Origin of the sequence: Massilia sp. CT11-108, from assembly GCF_047302915.1 — a bacterium.
GTDB classification, from domain to species: Bacteria; Pseudomonadota; Gammaproteobacteria; order Burkholderiales; family Burkholderiaceae_D; genus Telluria; species Telluria orientalis.
On the sequence record NZ_JBKYMO010000739.1, the window covers coordinates 1 to 2027 of the forward strand.

The 2027-nt window shown below is 67.7% G+C and carries 2 protein-coding genes; both read right to left on the minus strand.

All coding sequences use genetic code 11. The features are described 5' to 3' along the window. Nucleotides 1–141: 141 nt before the first annotated feature. Nucleotides 142–1152 carry a MerR family transcriptional regulator gene (locus ACEN88_RS30140; RefSeq protein ID WP_413345625.1) on the minus strand — a complete coding sequence of 337 codons (1011 nt, stop codon included), beginning with the start codon at nucleotides 1150–1152 and terminating at the stop codon, nucleotides 142–144. Between the two features lie 56 nt (nucleotides 1153–1208). Further along, on the minus strand, nucleotides 1209–2027 hold an 819-nt coding region (locus ACEN88_RS30145), incomplete at its 5' end, for an AI-2E family transporter (RefSeq protein ID WP_413345627.1).

Here is a 2027-nt window from a genome sequence, read left to right on the forward strand (position 1 = left end):
AACAAGTCTAACTCTTCTTTACCGCTTTCTTTGTTTACCGGTTACTTCCCGCTAATCCGTGAAGAACCAAAAAAAAGGCACCCGCGGGTGCCTTTTTTGTTGCTTAAAACCGGGCTCTGACCCCGGTTTTAAGCAATTGCTTCAGGTACTTAGCGCCTTGCGCAGCCAGGCCAGCGTCGCGTCGCCGATGCCCGGCCCCATGCGCAGCAGGGGTTCCGTCGCGGTGGCCTTGCGGAAGGCGTCGACGTCTTGCGGGGCCGTGCCGACCATGTCGTGGAACAGCGCCATCCATTGGCGTCCCAGGTCGCGCGCGCGCGGGCCCGTTGCGTCCGGATCGGCCTTGATCTCGGCCTGTACTTGCGCGATCAGCGGCGTCCATTCGTGGCCGCGCGCGGCGATGTGGCGGCGCATGCGGTCGAGGACTTCCGGCCGCAGGTATTTCGCCCACGTGTCGAATTTCAGCTCGCCGACGGCGGCCTTCACGTAGTCGAAAATCTGCGCCGGCATGCCGACGGCGTCCTTTTCGCGCTCGACCATCGCGTTCAGCTTTGCCTGCAGCGCCGCGTCGCCTCCGGTGTCGCGGTCGAATGTCTGCAGCCAGCGCAGCGCGAAGGCCTTGGCGGCATCCGAGCCCGGGGGCACCTGCGATTCGATCAGGCCGCGCACCTGTTCGACCATCGCCTGCCATTGCGCCTGGGCGGCGTCGCTGCGGACCATCGGCAGCCGTTCCAGTTCCTCCTTGGTGAAATAGCGTTCGTACACGTTGATCATGTCCATGGTGTTCTCCAATGTGGTGAGCCACGTGGACAGGTCCGGCGCGCTGCCTTGCACGAGTTGCGCGCGCACGCGCAGCAGCTGGTCGCGCAGGCGCCTGGCTTCCGCCATGCGCGTTTCGAGCGCTTCCAGCTGGCGGTCGACGATCGCCAGCGGCGAGCCGGCCGGACTGTCCAGCGTGAGGGCGATGTCGGCGAGGCTCAGGCCGAACGCGCGCAGGGCCTGGATGCGGTGCAGGCGGGCCACGTCGTCGCGGTCGTAGAGCCGGTAGCCGGCATCGGAACGCGCCGAAGGACGGAGCAGGCCGATGCTGTCGTAGTGGTGCAGGGTGCGCACCGTCAGGTTGGCCAGGGCGGCCAGCTCTCCTACTTTCAGCATCGTTCGTCTCCGTTTTTCAGCGTGCGGACAGTCTCGGGCCTCACGTTAGGTGAGGGTCAAGCGGTACGCGCCTCGCGCAACGCGCGCGCCTCGTGCCACAACGTGACGAACAAGGTCATCACGACGGGCCCGACGAACAGCCCGATGAGACCCAGCGTCTCGACGCCGCCGAGGATGCCCAGCAGGACGGCGACGAACGGCAGCTGCGTCGCATTGCCGATCATCGCCGGCCGCACGAAGTGATCCGCTATGAACAGGATGATGGCGCCCCAGGCGAGGACCCCGATCGCCGCGATCGGCGCGCCCTGGTACGCGAGCAGCGCGGCGGCGGCGCCGAAGGCGAGCGGGGCGCCGAACGGGATGATGGCGAGGACGCCCGTCGCGGCGGCCCACAGCACGGCCGACGGCAGGCCCGCGATCTGGTAGCCGATGCCCAGCAGGACGCCTTCCGCGAGGCCGACGAGCACGAGGCCGTTGACGGTGGCGCGCACCGCGACGGGCACCTTCAGCGAGAACAAGGTCCAGCGCCGCGTGCCGATCAGGTGGGCGCCGATGGCGTCCGTCTGGCGCTGCAGCGCGGCCCCGTCCTTGTAGAAGAAGAACAGGCACAGGAAGGCGAACAGCATGTCGACGAGGCGGTGCATGACGCCGCTGCCGACCCGTTTCAGCACTTCGCTGGCGGTCTGCATGCGGCCCACGGAGCCGTCCTGCAGCAGGTGCGCGAGGCCGTGCGGCTGGCCGAGCGTGGCCAGCCACCAGTTGTAGATGGCGTCGCCGGCGAACGGGATGCGGTGCAGCCACTCGGGCGCCGCGAGGCCTTCCGTATTGGCGCTCGCGACCAGTTGCGCCAGCGCGGGCGCCAATACGGAAGGCCT